The sequence below is a fragment of the Streptomyces sp. NPDC007088 genome (genome assembly GCF_042869355.1).
GTDB lineage: Bacteria > Actinomycetota > Actinomycetes > Streptomycetales > Streptomycetaceae > Streptomyces.
The window spans coordinates 68,066-84,581 of sequence record NZ_JBIAFO010000016.1; the positions used below are offsets into that span (position 1 = coordinate 68,066).

The following is a 16,516-nucleotide window of genomic DNA, read 5'->3' on the forward strand; positions in this document are numbered from 1 at the left end:
AGCCCGGGACGCTCAGTCCCCGAAGGGATTCCACCCGTTCTCCCCGCCCCCGGGGTCCTCCTGACCGGGGGGCTGGGGCGTCGTCGGCGTCTCCGAGGGAGGCGGCTCTTGGCCACCGTCGGCCCCCTGGTCGCCTCCCTGGTCACCGCCTTCGTTACCGCCGTCGCTGTGACAGTTGAAGTCGAAGGGCTTGCAACTCTCGGTCGGCGACGCCGGAGGGGTGGATGGCGAGGGCGGAGGCGTGGAAGGCGAATGCGAGGCAGAGGGCGACCCGCTCGGGGTCGACGAGGGAGAGGGCGGCGCCGACGGGGGCGGCGGCGGGGTGGCCACCGTCTTGACGATCTCACCGATGGGCTTGGCGGCCGGGAAGTTCTCGACCTCGGTGTCGGCGAGCGCCTGCGTCATGTAGTCGTGCCAGATCTCGGACGGGAACGAGGCGCCGTGAATCTGCTTCTGGCCTCCGGTCCCGTACATCTCCTCGAACTTGCGCGTCTTGTTCTTCTCGTTGTCGTCCAAGCGGAACATGCTGATCGCTGTGGACAGTTGCGGGGTGTAGCCGACGAACCAGGCGGACTTGTTGCCGTCCGTGGTGCCGGTCTTACCGGCGGCAGGCCGGTCGTCGAGCTTGGCCGCTGTACCCGTTCCCTTTTCGACGACGTTCTTGAGGACGTCGGTCACGTTGTCGGCGACCTCGGGCTCGAACGCGCGCTTGGCAGCCGCTTTGTGCTTGAACTTCACGCCCTTCTCGTCCTCGATCTTGGTGACCGAGTAGGGGTCGTTCTGCAGACCGCTGTTCGCGAAGGTTCCATATGCCCCGGCCATCCGGATCGCGCTCGGCGACGAGGTCCCAAGGGAGAACGAAGGATAGTTGTTGCTGGCGTAGATGCCTTCGCGGTCCTCGATGCCGGCGGCGATGGCCGCGTTCTTCACCTTGTCGAGACCGACGTCCATACCCAGTTGCACGTAGGCCGAGTTCACCGACCACTGCATGGCCTCGCGGAGGGTCAGCTGGTAGTGGTTCTCCGGATGGTAGTCCTCGCCTCCGTCATTGGTCTGACGCCACTCGTTGCCCTTCTTGTCGGTCCACACGGAGCCGTCGTACTTCTTGATCTTCAGCTTGTTCTTGCCGCTGTAGATACTCATCGGTGAGATCCGGGTGCGCTGAGCCTCGGTCTGCGTTTCGGGCAGTTTCGGATCGCGCTTCCCGTCCTGCATCGCCGCCGCGAGGACGAAGGGCTTGAAGGTCGAACCCACCTGGGCGCCGGTCACGTCCGCGTTGTTGGTGTAGTGCTGCGTCGCGTCCCTTCCCCCGTAAATGGCGATGATCGCGCCGGACTTGGGGTCGACGGAGGCGCCACCGAACTGCACGTGAGTGTCCTTCTCCGGACGCAGCTTCGGGTTGATGTTCGCCTTCTGGACCTTCTCCACCGCACGAGTCAGCTCTTTCATCCTCTTCTTGTCGAAGGTGGTGTAGATGCGGTACCCGCCCTGCTGGAGCATGTTCGGGGTGATACCGGTCTGGTCGCTGTGGCTCGTGACCCAGCCCTTGGCGAGGTCGACCAGATAACCGACCTGCCCACCCAGCTGACTGTTCGACCGAGGGTTCTTGGTCTTGGGGAGGGACTGGTACTTGTCCCGCACAGACTTGGCGAGGTGACCGTCGTTCACCTCCTCGTCCAGAATCCATTTCCAGCGCTTCGTGATGCGCGCGGTGTTCGCGGCACTCGTGGTGTTGGTCGGATCGTTGGAGCCCGCCACACCGGCGGGGTCGTAATAGGTGGGTCCCTTGAGGAGGGAGGCCAGGAAGGCGGACTCGCTGGGGTTGAGCTTTATCGCGTCCTTGTCGAAGTACGCGCGGGAGGCGGCCTGAATACCGTAGGCACCGCGTCCGTAGAACGCGGTGTTCAGGTACCCCTCCATGATGTCGTCCTTGTCGACCGTGGCGCCGACCTTGATCGAGATGAACAGTTCCTTGAACTTGCGGCTCAGGGTCTGGTTCTGGTCGTCCAGCACCGCGTTCTTCACGTACTGCTGGGTGATGGTCGAACCACCCTGGGTCTGACCGCCCTTGGCCATGTTGACGACGGCTCGCGCGATACCCATCGGGTCGACGCCGCTGTCCGTCTCGAAGGTCTTGTTCTCCGCCGAGATCACCGCGTACCGCATGGACTTCGGGATCTGCGAACCGGTGACGATCTGCCGGTTCACGCTCTGCTCGCCACCCGTGGCGATCATTTCCGAGCCGTCGGACCAGTAGTAGACGTTGTTCTGCGCCCGTGCGGACAGGGCGACGTCCGGCACGTCCACCAAGGCGTAGGAGATGCCGGCCACGGCGACCAGTCCACCGAAGAAGGCGATGAGCATGCTCGTGACCAGGCGCCAGGAGGGAATCCAGCGCCCCGCACCGGCCTTCCCCGCACGCGGGTAGTCGATGAACTTCTTCTTCGGCGGGCCACCCCGCCTGCCGCCACCCGGGCCATGGCCCCCTCCACCGTCCGGCGCGCGTCGACGCCCCCCGAGCTGACCGGCTCTCCGGGCCTCGGCCCGGCTGGCGAAAGCCGGTTGGTCCCGGTGTCCGGGGCTGTGGGACGCGGCGGCCCCGGCGTTATCAGACGGTGCGGCGCGATGACCGGACGCCCCGGAACGGGCGCGTCGGGCCGCGGCCCGTCCGCCGCCCTGCGGCTGCGGCGGTTTGCGACGGTGCTCGCTCATCGAACGACTACTCCTCGGGCAGGCGCAGGCTAGCGCGCCTGGAAACGGCGGCTGGTGTGCGGTTCCCCCGAAGTAGTGCGGCGTCCGGCACCGGTTCCGCACGCACTACGTCTGGGACGACGACGTTCCCGGGCGCCTCTTGGTTCCCGGTGGACTGCATGCCGCCCAGACTACGCACCGCTCAAACATCCTCCGTCTGAAGTTCACCCCAAAACAGGCAACTTGCATGCTGCGAATCAGTGATGTGACGCCGGTCACCCCTGCACCACTTGTCGTCGCCGTACTGCCGCCCTATCGTGCTGATGTATCGAGTCGATACATCAGCACGGCATAAAGACCCGCGACCACAGAGGAGGAGAGGATGAGCCGACGTTCCGGCATCCTCGAGTTCGCTGTCCTCGGTCTGCTGCGCGAGTCGCCCATGCACGGCTATGAACTGCGTAAACGGCTCAATACGTCGCTGGGTGTGTTCCGGGCCTTCAGCTACGGAACCCTTTACCCCTGCCTCAAGACGCTGGTGGCCCAGGGCTGGTTGGTCGAGGAGTCGGCCGCGGCCCCGGGGGACCCACCGACGGCCCCGCTCTCCGGACGACGTGCCAAGATCGTCTACCGGCTGACGGCGGAAGGTAAGGAGCACTTCGAGGAGTTGCTCGCACAGACCGGCCCCGACGCCTACGAGGACGAGCACTTCGCCGCCCGGTTCGCCTTCTTCGGGCAGACCTCGCGCGATGTGCGGATGCGCGTCCTGGAGGGCCGGCGCAGCCGTCTGGAGGAACGCCTGGAGAAGATGCGCGCCTCTTTGGCGCGTACCCGGGAGCGTCTCGACGACTACACCCTTGAGCTCCAGCGACACGGAATGGAATCGGTGGAGCGCGAGGTGCGCTGGCTGAACGAGCTCATCGAGAGCGAACGTGCGGGTCGCGACCAGCGGCCCCCGATGCCGGAGGGCTCGGAGCAGCACAAGGGAGAGCCGGGCGATCTGCCCCGGCCGGGAAGCGATTCCCGACCGGATTCGCCCGGCAAGCCCGCCACCTGAGGATCCGCAGCACCGCGGACACCTCATCGGACACTGAGATCACACAGGGAGCAACCGGAATGGGTTCGGTTCGCGTAGCCATCGTCGGCGTGGGCAACTGCGCCGCCTCGCTGGTGCAGGGCGTCGAGTACTACAAGGACGCCGACCCGGAGAGCAAGGTCCCGGGTCTGATGCACGTCCAGTTCGGCGACTACCACGTCAAGGACATCGAGTTCGTCGCCGCCTTCGACGTGGACGCCAAGAAGGTCGGTCTCGACCTCGCGGACGCCATCGGCGCCAGCGAGAACAACACCATCAAGATCTGCGACGTGCCGAACTCCGGCATCACCGTCCAGCGCGGCCACACCCTCGACGGTCTCGGCAAGTACTACCGGGAGACCATCGAGGAGTCCGACGCCACCCCGGTCGACATCGTCCAGACCCTCAAGGACAAGCAGGTCGACGTTCTGGTCTGCTACCTGCCGGTCGGTTCCGAGGACGCCGCGAAGTACTACGCCCAGTGCGCCATCGACGCCAAGGTCGCCTTCGTCAACGCTCTCCCCGTCTTCATCGCGGGCACCAAGGAGTGGGCGGACAAGTTCACCGAGGCCGGCGTGCCGATCGTCGGTGACGACATCAAGTCGCAGGTCGGCGCGACCATCACGCACCGGGTCATGGCGAAGCTGTTCGAGGACCGCGGTGTCGTCCTGGACCGCACGATGCAGCTGAACGTCGGCGGCAACATGGACTTCAAGAACATGCTTGAGCGCGAGCGCCTGGAGTCGAAGAAGATCTCCAAGACGCAGGCCGTGACCTCCCAGATCCCCGACCGGGACCTGGGCGCGAAGAACGTGCACATCGGCCCCTCGGACTACGTCCAGTGGCTCGACGACCGCAAGTGGGCCTACGTCCGCCTTGAGGGTCGCGCGTTCGGCGACGTCCCGCTGAACCTGGAGTACAAGCTGGAGGTCTGGGACTCCCCGAACTCGGCCGGTGTCATCATCGACGCCGTCCGCGCGGCGAAGATCGCCAAGGACCGCGGCATCGGTGGTCCCGTGCTCTCCGCGAGCAGCTACTTCATGAAGTCCCCGCCCGTGCAGTACTTCGACGACGAGGCGCGCACGAACGTCGAGAAGTTCATCGCCGGCGAGGTCGAGCGCTGACCTTCCCGTCCGTCGCACGGCTGAGGTCGTGCTGAACCGACGTCGAAGGAGAGGGCCCCGGGGCTGCCTGCCCCGGGGCCCTCTCGGCATGTGAAGCTGTGCCGCATGGCTGTCGTCCCTGATCTGCGCACCCTCCTGCGGCTGAGGGACTTCCGTCATCTGCTGACCGTCCGCCTGCTGTCGCAGGCCGCGGACGGCGTCTTCCAGGTGGGACTGGCGACCTATGTGGTCTTCTCACCCGAGAAGCAGGCCACCGCCGGAGAGATCGCCTCGGCCATGGCCGTCCTGCTCCTGCCGTACTCGCTGATCGGGCCGTTCGCGGGGGTGTTTCTCGACCGCTGGCGCCGCCGACAGGTCTTCCTCTTCGGCAACCTGCTCCGTGTCCTGCTCACCGCGGCCACGGCCCTGCTGATCCTCGCGCACACCCCTGACTGGCTCTTCTATGTCGCAGCTCTGTGCGTGACAGCCGTGAACCGCTTCGTGCTGGCGGGCCTTTCGGCCGCACTTCCCCGCGTGGTCGACGGCGAGCGGCTCGTGGTCGCCAACGCCTTGTCTCCGACCGCGGGAACACTGGCCGCGACCGCGGGCGGCGGCCTCGCCCTGATCGTCCGGATCGGCGGCTGGGACTCGGATGCCGCGGTACTGCTGCTCGGGGCACTCCTCTACCTCGCTTCGGCCCTCACCACCCTGCGCATCCCGGTGGATCTGCTGGGCCCGGAAGCGCGGGGCGTGGGTACCGGCTCAGTGGGCGAAGCCCTGAGTGCGGCGGCACGCGGCTTGGTCTCAGGGATCCGGCACCTCGCCGAGCCTGTCCGGCGTCCGGCCGCACGCGCACTGGCCGGGATGGCGCTCCTGCGGTTCTGCTACGGCGCGCTCACCGTGACCGTGCTGATGCTGTGCCGCTACGCCTGGTCCACCACGGAGGAACAGGGGCTCGCGCTGCTCGGTGTGGCCGTGGGGCTCTCGGGGGCCGGCTTCTTCGTCGCCGCCCTGATCACACCGTGGGCCACACGACGTTTCGGCGCCTCCGGCTGGATCACCGCGTGTGCGGGGGCCGCCGCGGTCCTGGTACCCGCCCTGGGTCTTCCCTTCGCCCGCGGGCCGATGATGGCCGCCGCTGTCGTCCTGGGGGTGGTGACCCAGGGGGCGAAGATCGCGACGGACACCGTCGTGCAGGCGCAGGTGACGGATCGCTTCCGGGGGCGGGTCTTCTCCGTCTACGACGTGCTCTTCAACATCGCCTTCGTGGGCGCCGCCGCGCTCTCGGCCCTCGTACTCCCCGAGGACGGGCGTTCCGTCCCCCTCGTACTCGGTGTGGCTCTCGTCTACGTTGCCGTAGCGGTACTCACGGGCGGCAGGCGCAGCCCCAGGGCCGGGGTAGCCGGCCGCACCACGTGAACTGACGCCGGTCCGGTGGATGTTTCACGTGAAACATCCACCCGGAGTGCCGCGGACGCCCCGAGCGGCAGGAAATCGCGATGTTTCACGTGAAACATCGCGATTTCCGCGAGAAGGCCCGTCTGCCGTGCTGTCGCACGTAAGCAGCACATACACCTATGCCTGCTGAGCCCACCACTCCTTGAGCGCCGTCCCCGCTGCTTCCTTGCCCAGCGGGCCGTTCTCCAGCCGAAGCTCCAGCAGGAACTGGTAGGCCCGGCCGATCACCGGACCCGGCCCCACGTCGAGGAGTCGCATGATCTCGTTGCCGTCGAGATCGGGGCGGATGGAGTCGAGCTCTTCCTCCTCCTGGAGACGCGCGATGCGTTCCTCCAGCCCGTCATAGGCGCGGGAAAGAGCCTGGGCCTTGCGCTTATTGCGCGTCGTGCAGTCCGAACGGGTCAGCTTGTGCAGCCGCTCCAGAAGCGGGCCGGCGTCCCGGACGTACCGGCGCACGGCGGAGTCCGTCCATTCCCCGGTGCCGTAACCGTGGAACCGCAGGTGCAGCTCCACGAGCCGGGAGACGTCCTTCACGAGGTCGTTCGAGTACTTGAGCGCCGTCATGCGCTTCTTCACCATCTTGGCGCCCACCACTTCGTGGTGGTGGAACGAGACCCTTCCGTCCTTCTCGAAGCGCCGAGTCCTCGGCTTCCCGATGTCGTGGAGGAGAGCCGCGATCCGCAGCGTCAGGTCGGGACCTTCCTCTTCCAGATCGATGGCCTGCTCCAGCACCGTCAAGGAGTGCTCGTAGACGTCCTTGTGCCGGTGGTGCTCATCGCTCTCCAGGCGCAGCGCCGGAAGCTCGGGCAGCACTCGATCGGCCAGGCCCGTCTCGACGAGCAGGCGGAGCCCGTTGACCGAGTGCTCGGACAGCAACAGCTTGTTCAGCTCGTCCCGGATCCGCTCGGCGGACACGATCTCGATCCGCCCGGCCATCGCGGTCATCGCCGCGAGCACCTCGGGAGCGATCACGAAGTCCAGCTGTGCCGCGAATCGAGCGGCCCGCATCATGCGCAGCGGGTCGTCGGAGAACGACTCCTCGGGAGTCCCCGGCGTCCTCAGGACCCGCGCGGCGAGGTCGTCCAGTCCTCCGTGCGGGTCGATGAAGCGCTTCTCGGGAAGGGCGACCGCCATGGCGTTGACCGTGAAGTCCCTGCGGACCAGATCCTCCTCGATGGACTCGCCGTAGGACACCTCGGGCTTGCGCGAGCTGCGGTCGTACGCCTCGGAGCGGTAGGTCGTGATCTCGATCTGGAAGCTCTGCTCGAGATCCGCGGTACGGGTGTCCTTCCGGCAGCCGACCGTGCCGAAGGCGATCCCCACCTCCCAGACCGCGTCGGCCCAGGGGCGGACGATAGTCAGGACGTCCTGGGGCCGGGCGTCCGTGGTGAAGTCGAGGTCGTTTCCCAGTCGCCCGAGCAGCGCGTCCCGAACCGAACCACCGACCAGCGCCAGTGTGAACCCGGCCTCCTCGAAGCGGCGGGCGAGTTCGTCCGCGACAGGCGATACGCGCAGCAGTTCGCTGACAGCGCGCTGCTGCACCTGGCTCAGGGCACTGGTGTTGTCATCATTGGCGTTCGGCACAACAAGAAAGGGTACGTGGCCGCGCCTGGCGGAACCGAACCGTGCGTGAGCGCACGCAGGACGCGGCAGCCGAACCCGGAGTGGCACCAGCGATCTTGTGACCCACTCCGCGGCACTTCGCCACAGTGGGCATCGTTACCATGCGTGGACGCAGGATGCGACAACCACCGACCACTGACGACTGACGACGACGAGGGACGGGCGAACGCGTGGCCGAGGCGGCAGAATTCCACGGGACACGTCCCTCACCTGCTCGCCGCTGGCTCCGGCAGGCGGCAGCCGTGGTCCTCGCGGTCCCCCTGCTGAGTCTCGCGGCGCAGGTACCCGCGGCGCACGCCGCCGGCGCTCCGGCCGCGGCGGAGCCCACCGGTTCCCGCACCGTCGATGTGTCCCTCAACACCCTCACCCCGCAGGCCCCCGCGCCGGACGACACCGTGACGGTCACGGGGACGGTCACCAACAAGAGCAAGCAGGCCATCTCCGACGCCCATGTGGCACTGCGTACGGGCCCGCTCCTCGACGGCCGTACGGCGATCGACAATGCCGCCCAACGCACCGGGTACCTCCCGGGCGCCGACGGCACGGAGATTGACGGAAAGTACACGGAGAAGTACGAGCGGCTCGCCGCCGGGGCCCGTCGTGAGTTCAGCATCTCGGTGCCGGCGGAAGACCTGCAGCTGAGCTCGGACGGCGTCTACCAGCTCTCGGTCACCCTGGACGGCCGTACGGCGGCGGTGCCGTGGCAGGATCAGGTCCTCGGCATCCAGCGGACCTTCCTGCCCTGGCAGACGGAGCCCACGGAGCGCCAGTCCCGTACGACGTATCTGTGGCCGCTGATCTCCTCGTCGCACGTGACCGCGCGCACCGCGCCGGACCTGAAGCAGACGCGCGTCTTCGACGACGACGAACTGGCCAAGGAGATCTCCCCGGGCGGTCGGCTGGAGCGAATGGTCGCGCTCGGCAAGGAACTCGACATCACCTGGGTCATCGACCCGGATCTGCTCGCCTCCGTCGACGCGATGCACGACGGCTACCGGCTCCCCAGCCAGGGCGACGAGACCGTCCCCGGGGCGAAGAAGAACCGGGACGCCGCGACGACATGGCTCAACGAGCTGAGCAAGGCCGTCGCGGGCAAGAAGATCGTTTCCCTGCCCTTCGCCGACCCCGACATCGCCTCCATCGCCCACCACGGCAAGAGCGTCCCCGGGACACTCGGCTCCTACAAGGACGCCACGGAGGTCGCCGCCGACGCGGTCGACTCGATCCTCCACGTGAGGCCGAGCACCGACTTCGCCTGGCCGGTCGACGGGGCGATCGACCGCTCCGTCGTGGACGTGGCGACCTCGGCCGGCGCGAACAAGGTGATCGCCCGCAGCGACAGCCTTCAAGAGCGCGGCTACCTCCCGTACACCCCCTCCGCCACCAGGCCGATCGGCCGGGGGGTCACCGCGGTCGTCGCGGACGCCCGGCTGTCGACCGCGTTCCAGGGCGATATGACCTCCGCCGAGAACGCGACGCTCGCGACGCAGAAGTTCCTGGCCCAGAGCCTCACGCTGACCCGCCAGGACGAGGAGCGGCAACGGACCGTCGTCGTCGCCCCGCAGCGGATGCCCACGGCCAGCCAGGCGCAGACCATGGCGAACGCCCTGCACGCCTTGGAGGACGGTCGCTGGTCCCTGCCTCAGGACCTCGATCAGGCGGCGAAGGCCAAGGCCGACCCGGACGCCAGCACGCGTATCCCCTCGGCCTCGGCGTATCCGAAGTCGCTGCGGAAGCAGGAGTTGCCCCGAACGGCCTTCGAGTCACTGCGCGGTACCGAGCAACGTCTCACCGACTTCGAGGCCATCCTCAGCGAGCCCTCGCGGGTCGCCACCCCGTTCGGCCGGGCTATCGAGCGCGGTCTGTCGACCACGTGGCGGGGCCGGCCCGCCGAGGCCGCGACGTACCGGACCGACGTACGCAACTACCTCACCAACCTCACCAGCCAGGTACAGCTGATCGACAAGACCGACGCGAAGCTGTCCGGGCGCAGCGCGACCATCCCGGTCACGGTGCAGAACAATCTGGTGCAGGACGTCCAGAACCTGACCTTGCGGCTGACCTCGACGAAACCGACCCGCCTCAAGATCGGCGACAGTCCCTTCCAGGAGCGGCCGATCAAGATCTCCGGTGGGCACAGCCAGACGGTGAAGTTCACCACGACCATCAACGCCAACGGTCCCGTGCCGGTGAAGGCTCAGCTCTACACGGCTGACGGCAGGCCCTACGGGGAACCCGTCGAGTTCGCGGTCGACGCGACGGAGATCACCTCCACCGTGATGCTCGTGATCGCGGGGGGTGTCCTGCTGCTCGTCCTCGCGGGCCTGCGCATGTACACCCAGCGCAAGCGGGCTTCGCGGGGAGACGGTCCGCACAACGGTGACGCCCCCGCGCCCTCCGAGGGTGACGGGCCGGAGGGCGACGCCGGGAGCGACCCACCGGCCGGCGGTGACGGTGCGGACGCGGGGCGGCAGAAGGACGGCGCGGCCGGTACCGACACCGGAACCGAAAGCAGTGAGCCGTCCGGCGCGGGTGAGAGAGTGGACCGCTGAGCAATGTCGTGGCCCGTGGGCCCGGGGACGATGAGGTGGGGTAATCCATGAACGCGCCGTACGACGGTGACCGTGGGCAGGGCGCAGGTGGCCCCGCCCCGGGCGGACAGGTCCCGCCGGGGGACGACGACGGACAGCCGTGGCCCCCGCATGCCCCCAGGCCCGACCAGCACCAGCAGGACGCTTTCCGACGTGATACCCCTGACCCCCGGGCCCGCTACCAGAACCCGTACGGCAGGCAGAATCCGTACGACGCGCAGGAGCCCTACGGGGCACCGGAGCAGCCGTACGGCGCGCAGAGTCCCTATCCGCAGGACCCGGTGACCGGGGCGTACTACGACCCGGCGACCCAGCCCCCGCCCCCCCACCAGGACACACAGCGGCTCCGCGCTCAGCCCCCCGCCGCGGCCCACCACCCCGATCCGCGGGTCTGGGCACGGAATCCCGCGGCCGGGCCGGAGGGCCCCGCGCCGCAGCAGCCGTACGAGGACCCCCGCACCACGCGGTTCGTCGGGGCCGCCGACCTCGTGTCGGGACCGCCGCCGGGTCCGGGACAGGGCGGCCAGGACGCGTTCGCGCACCTGTACCGCGACCAGCAGGCAGGCGGTGAGCCGCCCAGCGGCCCCACACCGGCGGCCGCGGCCCCCGAAGCGCCTGCGGTCGCCCCCGCGAAGACCAACCGTGCGACGAGTCTCCTGAAGTCCAGCGCGCTGATGGCCGCGGGCACGATCGTCTCCCGGCTCACCGGCTTCCTGCGCACCCTCGTGATCGCCGCCGCCATCGGCGTCGGCACGCTCAACGACACCTATCAGGTCGCCAACACCCTCCCGACGATGATCTACGTCCTCGTCGGCGGTGGCGCCCTCAACGCCGTCTTCATTCCGCAGCTCGTGCGGGCGATGAAGAACGACGACGACGGCGGCGAGGCGTACGCGAACCGGCTCCTGACCCTCGTGGTCACGCTGATGGCGGCCGTGACCATCGTCTGTGTCCTGGCCGCGCCGCTGTTCATCCGGCTGATGTCCACGAAGATCGCGGACAACCCGGAGCAGATGGATGTCGCGGTCGCCTTCGCGCGGTACTGCCTGCCCACGATGTTCTTCATGGGTGTGCACGTCGTGCTCGGCCAGATCCTCAACGCGCGCGGCCGTTTCGGCGCCATGATGTGGACGCCGGTCCTCAACAACGTCATCGTCATCGCCACCTTCGGCGCCTTTATCTGGGTCTTCGGCGGCTTCACCTCCTCGGGGGTCGACGCCGGGAACGTCACCCCTGACGGCGTACGCCTGCTGGGCATCGGCACCCTGCTGGGACTCACCGTGCAGGCGCTGGCGATGCTCCCCTACCTGCGGGACGCGGGCTTCAAGCCGCGTCTGCGCTTCGACTGGCGCGGCCACGGCCTGGGCAAGGCCGTCGGACTCGCGAAGTGGACCTTCCTGTTCGTGCTGGCCAACCAGCTCGGCATGATCGTGGTCACTCAGCTCGCCACCTGGGCCGGGTCCAACGCCGACAAGCACGGCTACACCGGCACCGGCATCACGGCCTACAACTACGCGCTGCTCCTGTGGCAGATGCCGCAGGCCATCATCACCGTCTCCGTGATGACCGCCGTCCTGCCCCGGATCTCACGTTCGGCGGCCGACGGGGACGCCTCGGCGGTGCGCGACGACATCTCCTACGGCCTGCGCACCTCGGCCGTGGCGATCGTCCCGTGCGCCTTCGCGTTCCTGGCCCTGGGCGTCCCCATGACGATGCTCCTGTACGCCGGCTCCGGCGCGGAGGGCGCACGCAGTATCGGCTTCACCCTCATGGGCTTCGCTCTGGGACTGATCCCCTACTCCGTGCAGTACGTCGTCCTGCGCGGCTTCTACGCCTACGAGGACACGCGCACGCCGTTCTACAACACGGTCATCGTGGCGGTCACCAACGCGGCCGCCTCGGCCCTGTGCTTCGTGTTTCTTCCCGATCGCTGGGCAGTCGTGGGTATGGCGGCCTCTTACGGGCTCGCCTACGTGGTCGGCGTCGGCGTCGCCTGGCGACGGCTGCGCAAGCGGCTGGACGGTGATCTGGACGGTGCCCACGTCCTGCGCACCTACGCCCGGTTGATCGGCGCCTCGATTCCCGCCGCCCTGGTCGGCGGGGGCATCGCCTACGCCGTACTGAAGGCGCTGGGCAACGGGGCCGGCGGCTCGCTGGTGGCCTTGGTGGTGGGCGCGGTGGCCCTGCTCGGGGTCTTCTACGTCGCCGCTCGACGGATGCGGATCGCGGAGCTGAATTCCATGATCGGTATGGTGCGCGGACGGCTCGGGCGCTGACCTCACACAACCTTCGGCAGCCGCTGTGTGTCGTGCATAGCGTCGGTCTGTGGGCACAATTGGGTTCGGCGCCGCAGGGCGCGCAACGGATGGGGAGGCAGGGACGACGGTGGCGGATCGCAGCACGTCTGCCGTCGACGTGGCACAAGACAGCGGTGACGCACCGCTGACCGCGAAGGCGGACGATGCCACGGCCGACGAGGAGGCCGGTACCCCCCAAGGGGGCACTGCCCACGAAGACGCACCGGACAGCGAAGGGGACGCAGAGGCCACGAAGCCCGCCGCTCCACCGGAGCTGCACAGTGGCCACAAGCTCGCCAAGCGCTACCGGCTGGAGGAGTGCGTCACCCGGCTCGACGGCTTCAGCAGCTGGCGGGCGGTCGACGAGAAGCTGCGTCGGGCCGTCGGCGTCCACCTGCTGCCCGCCGGCCACCCCCGGGCCCGCGCGGTCCTCGCCGCCGCTCGCTCGACGGCGCTGCTGACCGACCCCCGGTTCGTCCAGGTCCTCGACGCCGTCGAGGAGAACAATCTCGTCTACGTCGTCCACGAGTGGCTGCCCGACGCCACCGAACTGACGACCGTACTCGCCTCGGGGCCCCTGGAGGCCCACGAGGCGTACGAACTCGTCTGCCAGGTCTCCGAGGCCATGGCGGCGGCCCACAGCGCCGACCTCGCCCATCTGCGGCTGAACCCGGGTGCCGTGCTGCGCACCTCGACCGGGCAGTACCGGGTGCGTGGGCTCGCGGTCAACGCGGCACTGCGCGGAGTGACCTCTGACGAACCCGAACGCACCGACACCGAGGCGATCGGCGCTCTCCTCTACGCCTCGTTGACCCAGCGGTGGCCGTACGAGGAGGACGCCTACGGCCTGTCCGGACTCCCCAAGGGCGTCGGCCTCATCCCGCCCGATCAGGTACGGGCCGGGGTGCACCGCGGCCTGTCCGAACTCTCGATGCGCGCTCTCGTCAACAAGGGGGCGACAGCCTCGCGGCAGGAGCAGCCCTGCACGACCGCGGCGGAACTCGTGAAGGCCGTCGCGGAGATGCCGCGGGTACGCCCTCCGGAGCCGACCTACGCGGCCCCTCCGGAGTACCAGAACACTACGTACCAGCAGGGTTCCTACGGACGGCCGTCCGCCGTCCCCGGCGGCGTCACCCCGCCGCCGGCCCCGCCGGCCCCGCTGCAGAGCCGCACCGGCCGAGCTCTGAAGTGGGGAGTTTCCGCTCTGCTGATCGTGGCGCTCGGCCTCGGCAGCTGGCAGCTCGCGGACGCCCTGATGGAGGGCGACCACGGGAAGCAGAGCCACGCGAGCAGCGGGAACCAGACGACGACCGAGGACACCGGCAAGAAGGCGGCGGCAGCCGTTCATCCCCTGAAGATCGCCGGTGCCGCCGAGTACTACCCCGACAACCGGCCTCAGCACCCGGCCGACGTGGGGCTCACCTATGACGGGAAGAGCGACACCTACTGGCGTACCAAGTCCTTCAACGACGGCCCGGACATGAACCCGGCCTTCAAGAAGGGGCTCGGCATCGTCTACGACCTCGGCTCGGAGAAGGAAATCTCCACGGCGTCGATAGGGCTTCGCTACCAGGGCGATCACACGACGATCTCCCTCTACGCCGCGGACTCCCTCTCGTCCTCCGCTCCGCTCTCCTCCATGGACAAGATCGCGAGCACCACGACGAACGGTGACACCGCCGCCATCAAGGTCAAGAAGCCGGTGAAATCCCGCTACGTGGTCATGTGGATCACCGCCATGCCCCGATCCGGCCTCGACGAGTACAGCAAGCCCGGGTACAAGCAGGCGATCACCGACGTGAAGTTCACGGGCTGACGACCGGGCGGGAGGGGGACGGTGGACGAGGACCGTTACGACGGCGTCAGCGATCACTCCCTCCTCTCCCGTCACGTGGCCGGTGAAGCGGATGCCTTCGCCGAGCTGGTCCGCCGCCACCGTGACCGCCTGTGGGCCGTGGCCCTGCGCACGCTGGGGGACCGCGAGGAGGCGGCGGACGCGGTTCAGGACGCTCTCGTCTCGGCCTACCGGGCAGCCCATACCTTCCGGGGCCAATCAGCCGTCACCACGTGGCTGCACCGCATCACTGTGAACGCCTGCCTCGACCGAGCCCGTAAAGCGGCTTCCCGTAAGACGTCTCCACTCGACGACACCCGCCGCCTGGAGGAGTTGCTCGACCCCCACGAATCGGCTGAGGCTCCCGCCGAGCGCAACGATCTGCACCGTGAGCTGTTCGCCGCGCTGAACGCCCTCCCGGCCGAGCAACGGGCCGCTCTGGTACTCGTCGACATGCAGGGGTACCCGGTGGCGGAGGCCGCCCGCATCCTTGATGTCGCGGTCGGCACCGTCAAGAGCCGCTGCGCCCGAGGCCGGGCACGGCTCCAGCTGCTCCTGGCCCATCTCCGTCCGCTTCCCACTCATGTGAACACGCCGAGCGAGGACGCGGAGACGCCCAGGAGGAAGACAAGGCGCGAGAACACGCAGCCCCCCGCACCCCGCCCCTCGCCGGCAGCGCGGGAAAGAAGGGACCACGGGAGGGCCGACCCGGACACCTCTGGAGGGAACCGGCTCAGCAGGACTTCCGTCCCATCGCAGGCAGACACCGAGGACCCAGACACGGCGGATGACGGAGGTGGACGAACGTGACGACGGCCGACGCGACCCAGCACCCCGAGGTCGAGGAGATCGCAGATCTCGCGGAGGGTCTTCTGTCGGCCGGGCGCGCCGCCCTCCTCCAGGCGCATCTGTCCGACTGCTCCGCCTGCGCGGAGGTGCATTCCTCTCTCATCGACATTCAGAGCATGCTCGGCGCCCTCCCCGCGCCCCCGCCGATGCCGACCGACGTATCGGCTCGGATCGAGGCAGCGATCGCGGCAGAGAGCTTCTCCGCCCTGAAGACGGGACGGATCAGGCCCGATGTTTCACGTGAAACATCGGACTCTTCCACCGTCGATGTTTCACGTGAAACATGCCCCTCCTCCGACAGCGATGTTTCACGTGAAACATCGCTGTCGTCGACCACGTCTCAGAGCGCTTCGCGTACTCACGGCCGTGACGTCGACATGAGCCGTCCCGGCAGCCCCGGCCCCGGAAGGGCAAGGCTCGGCGCTCATCCGTCCGCCCGTCGTCGCCGTCGTCGCCTGGCCATCGGCGGCGTGGCGGCTGCCGCGCTTGGCTTCGGGTCCATCCTTGTCACGTCACTCACAAGCAGTGACGAGCCCTCCGCGGGGCGGTCTTCCGCGCAGAGCCCGTTGTTCTCCGGCCGGTCCCTGCACTCGCGAGTCAACTCGATGCTGCGTGAGTCCGCCCCACGGAAGACGAATCCGGACGGCAGCGGTAGCAGTCCAACCGGCACAGCTTCGAGTGGCAGCCCCAAGAAGCCCGATCAGGCTCCCGAGACGGGAACGGTCGGCAACACGCCTCTACGGGCTCTGACGCCCCAGGCTCCCTCATGCGTCATGGCCGGTATCGGCCGCAGCGAGACCGCCCTGGCCGTGGACGAGGGCACCTACCGCGGCCACGGCGCTTACCTCGTGTTGTTGCCCTACCCCGCCGATGCCACGCGGGTCGCCGCCTACGTCGTGGACGCGTCCTGCGTACAGGACCGCACGAGTGCGCCCGGGGAGGTCCTGCTCACCACGTCCTACGTGCGGCACTGACCGCACGGACTACCTCGGAAC

The 16,516-nt window shown here is 68.4% G+C and carries 11 protein-coding genes; 8 read left to right on the forward strand and 3 right to left on the reverse strand.

The window, feature by feature from the left end; genetic code table 11:
- Nucleotides 1–12: 12 nt before the first annotated feature.
- Entirely contained in the window at nt 13–2,712 is a 2,700-nt protein-coding gene (locus tag ACFYMP_RS23670; RefSeq protein WP_388861115.1) for a transglycosylase domain-containing protein, read from the reverse strand.
- A 361-nt stretch (nt 2,713–3,073) separates the two neighbouring features.
- Between ACFYMP_RS23670 and ACFYMP_RS23675 the strand changes: the two genes are divergently transcribed.
- The 3 genes from ACFYMP_RS23675 (at nt 3,074) to ACFYMP_RS23685 (ending at nt 6,288) form a co-directional block, all read left to right on the forward strand.
- Entirely contained in the window at nt 3,074–3,748 is a 675-nt protein-coding gene (locus tag ACFYMP_RS23675; RefSeq protein WP_388861117.1) for a PadR family transcriptional regulator, read from the forward strand.
- A 59-nt stretch (nt 3,749–3,807) separates the two neighbouring features.
- Nucleotides 3,808–4,890 carry an inositol-3-phosphate synthase gene (locus ACFYMP_RS23680; protein ID WP_388861120.1) on the forward strand — a complete coding sequence of 361 codons (1,083 nt, stop codon included), beginning with the start codon at nt 3,808–3,810 and terminating at the stop codon, nt 4,888–4,890.
- A gap of 105 nt (nt 4,891–4,995) precedes the next feature.
- Nucleotides 4,996–6,288 carry an MFS transporter gene (locus tag ACFYMP_RS23685; RefSeq protein ID WP_388861123.1) on the forward strand — a complete coding sequence of 431 codons (1,293 nt, stop codon included), beginning with the start codon at nt 4,996–4,998 and terminating at the stop codon, nt 6,286–6,288.
- A gap of 156 nt (nt 6,289–6,444) precedes the next feature.
- Here the strand turns inward: ACFYMP_RS23685 and ACFYMP_RS23690 are convergent, their stop codons facing one another.
- Nucleotides 6,445–7,911 carry a CCA tRNA nucleotidyltransferase gene (locus tag ACFYMP_RS23690; RefSeq protein WP_388861126.1) on the reverse strand — a complete coding sequence of 489 codons (1,467 nt, stop codon included), beginning with the start codon at nt 7,909–7,911 and terminating at the stop codon, nt 6,445–6,447.
- A 209-nt stretch (nt 7,912–8,120) separates the two neighbouring features.
- Here ACFYMP_RS23690 and ACFYMP_RS23695 point away from each other — a divergent pair, with 209 nt between their 5' ends.
- From ACFYMP_RS23695 to sigM, 4 genes are all read left to right on the forward strand, one after another.
- Entirely contained in the window at nt 8,121–10,502 is a 2,382-nt protein-coding gene (locus tag ACFYMP_RS23695; RefSeq protein WP_388861129.1) for a DUF6049 family protein, read from the forward strand.
- Nucleotides 10,503–10,549: 47 nt separating this feature from the next.
- Nucleotides 10,550–12,817, forward strand: coding sequence for a murein biosynthesis integral membrane protein MurJ (murJ, locus tag ACFYMP_RS23700; protein ID WP_388861132.1), 2,268 nt, complete (start codon nt 10,550–10,552; stop codon nt 12,815–12,817).
- Nucleotides 12,818–12,926: 109 nt separating this feature from the next.
- Nucleotides 12,927–14,654 carry a protein kinase family protein gene (locus ACFYMP_RS23705; protein WP_388861135.1) on the forward strand — a complete coding sequence of 576 codons (1,728 nt, stop codon included), beginning with the start codon at nt 12,927–12,929 and terminating at the stop codon, nt 14,652–14,654.
- Nucleotides 14,655–14,675: 21 nt separating this feature from the next.
- Entirely contained in the window at nt 14,676–15,482 is an 807-nt protein-coding gene (gene sigM / locus ACFYMP_RS23710; RefSeq protein WP_388861138.1) for an RNA polymerase sigma factor SigM, read from the forward strand.
- 148 nt (nt 15,483–15,630) lie between these two features.
- Here sigM and ACFYMP_RS23715 read toward each other — a convergent pair whose 3' ends face one another.
- Nucleotides 15,631–15,858: a hypothetical protein gene (locus ACFYMP_RS23715; protein WP_388861141.1), complete on the reverse strand. Its 228-nt coding sequence runs from the start codon at nt 15,856–15,858 to the stop codon at nt 15,631–15,633.
- Between the two features lie 436 nt (nt 15,859–16,294).
- Between ACFYMP_RS23715 and ACFYMP_RS23720 the strand changes: the two genes are divergently transcribed.
- Nucleotides 16,295–16,495, forward strand: coding sequence for a hypothetical protein (locus tag ACFYMP_RS23720; RefSeq protein WP_388861144.1), 201 nt, complete (start codon nt 16,295–16,297; stop codon nt 16,493–16,495).
- The last annotated feature ends 21 nt before the right edge of the window (nt 16,496–16,516 follow it).

Coding starts and splice junctions, on each gene's coding strand:
- murJ (WP_388861132.1), top strand. CDS start 10,550: ATGAACGCGCCGTACGACGGTGACCGTGGGCAGGGCGCAGGTGGCCCC.
- ACFYMP_RS23720 (WP_388861144.1), top strand. CDS start 16,295: ATGGCCGGTATCGGCCGCAGCGAGACCGCCCTGGCCGTGGACGAGGGC.
- ACFYMP_RS23675 (WP_388861117.1), top strand. CDS start 3,074: ATGAGCCGACGTTCCGGCATCCTCGAGTTCGCTGTCCTCGGTCTGCTG.
- ACFYMP_RS23680 (WP_388861120.1), top strand. CDS start 3,808: ATGGGTTCGGTTCGCGTAGCCATCGTCGGCGTGGGCAACTGCGCCGCC.
- ACFYMP_RS23670 (WP_388861115.1), bottom strand. CDS start 2,712: ATGAGCGAGCACCGTCGCAAACCGCCGCAGCCGCAGGGCGGCGGACGG.
- ACFYMP_RS23685 (WP_388861123.1), top strand. CDS start 4,996: ATGGCTGTCGTCCCTGATCTGCGCACCCTCCTGCGGCTGAGGGACTTC.